General features: G+C 49.5%; 2 protein-coding genes. Both read right to left on the bottom strand.

The window, feature by feature from the left end:
• Window positions 1-379: YebC/PmpR family DNA-binding transcriptional regulator (locus ON064_RS18110; RefSeq protein WP_274625859.1), on the bottom strand; the 379-nt coding region annotated here is incomplete at its 3' end.
• Window positions 380-578: 199 nt separating this feature from the next.
• Window positions 579-1,676, bottom strand: coding sequence for a nitric oxide synthase oxygenase (locus ON064_RS18105; RefSeq protein ID WP_274625858.1), 1,098 nt, complete (start codon window positions 1,674-1,676; stop codon window positions 579-581).
• Window positions 1,677-1,823 lie beyond the last annotated feature (147 nt).

Here is a 1,823-nt window from a genome sequence, read left to right as displayed (position 1 = left end):
CCGATCCGCTGACGCCCATATTGCCGCCGTTTTTACCGAATGCTGCGCGCACGTCGGAAGCGGTGCGGTTGACATTATTGGTCAAGGTATCGACGATGACCATCGAGCCGTTCGGTCCAAATCCTTCGTAACGCAGCTCGTCGTAGTTCTCTTCCGATCCGCCTTTTGCTTTTTCGACAGCGCGATCGATGATGGCTCTTGGCACGTTATAGGTTTTGGCGCGCTCGAGCACGACCTTCAATGCCTGATTCGACTCCGGGTCCGGCTCTCCTTGCTTGGCGGCTACATATATTTCACGGCCGAATTTTGCATAGATTCGACTTGTGTTGGCATCTTTGGAAGCTTTTTTCTCTTTAATATTATTCCATTTGCGTCCCATTGTTATTCCTTCTTTCTCAAATTTCTTACGATGAAGAACATCATTTCATTCTATTATAATACAATACCTTCCGCTCTATCGACCTTCAGCCTTAAAAAAACCGTCTTCCATCCGCTTATTTTCTTTGCCCATACTAAAAATCGCTTTAACTCTCTCGGCTGTGAATAGCTCCAGCGGGACAGTCAAAGCGATTGAGTTTTCATTCCCCGTAAGGCGTTTGCTGATAAAAATAATTCGGTTTAACGATGTCGTTCTTATAAGGCTTATGGAAAATATGCGTTGTGGCGGGCGACACCGGCGGGATCAACCATGCCCAATTCCCGGTGACTTGACGCCCTTCCCGTTCTTCGATTTTCTCGAAATTCTTGAACTGCTTGGCGGCGGTATGGTGATCGACGATGGTTACCCCTGCATCCGCAAATGATTCAAGCACCGCCACGTTCAATTCGACGAGCGCTTTATCTTTCCATAGCGTCCGCTGCGAACTCGTGTCGAGCCCCATGATTTCCGCCATTGCCGGCAACAGGTCATAGCGGTCCTCGTCCGCTAAATTGCGGGCGCCGATTTCCGTTCCCATATACCAGCCATTAAAAGGCGCCATACCGTATTCAATGCCCCCGATTTCGAGCTTCATATCGGATATGAGCGGCACTGCATACCATTTCAGCCCGAGCTCCGCCATAGCTGGCCAGTCAGGATGCCCGATCGCCACTTCAGGTTTGGCGTCGGAAGGCAGCTCGAACCATTTCGGCTGCTCGCCGGCTTCGCCGATCACCACTGGCAATAAGTCGAACCCGCTGCCCGCACCTCTCCATCCCAGCGCCTCGCATTGCTTGGTAAATGCAAGAGACGAGGAGTCGCCGACGATCCGGCCATCCCGTTCATATCCTGCATAGCGCAATAATTGATGATTCCAGATGCGCATCCCGCTTTGGTCTGACTGTTTGAAAATCGTAATGGCCGGGCGGATTTGCCCTCCGTTGAATGCAAAGCGCAAATGGCGGACGATGGCCGAAAATACTTGTTCTTCCGTTTCCGCTTCACGTTCATCAAAAATTTCCAAGGTCTGCCAAAACAAACGACCTATACAGCGGTTGTTATTGCGCCAAGCCATGCGCGCCCCATGCTGTAATTCTTCTATTGTATGCATATAGCTGCCCGTAGACTCGATTTCCTGTTCAATCTCCGCTACACGACTGCGGATTTCCTGTTCGCCTTTTCCCAGTTCCAAATAGCAAGTTTCAATGAAATGAGCTGCCTCTTCCAATAACAGAGGGCGTTGTGCAAGCTTTTCCATAGTTTCACTCCTTTCCGTACATCGTACCACCGGAAGTGGCACACGGTCGTCAGATTTGTGACAACTCTTTGATTTTCAACTGCGCTTTAGTACACTATAAAAAGTGAATTAAGTATTTTGAAAATTAAAAGAGAGCGATGCAGTCGC

This window comes from Planococcus sp. A6 (genome assembly GCF_028823615.1).
Lineage (GTDB): Bacteria > Bacillota > Bacilli > Bacillales_A > Planococcaceae > Planococcus.
Note: the sequence above shows the minus strand (reverse complement) of the source record. Positions and strands in the feature narration are given on the sequence as shown.

Coding starts and splice junctions, on each gene's coding strand:
- ON064_RS18105 (WP_274625858.1), bottom strand. CDS start 1,676: ATGGAAAAGCTTGCACAACGCCCTCTGTTATTGGAAGAGGCAGCTCAT.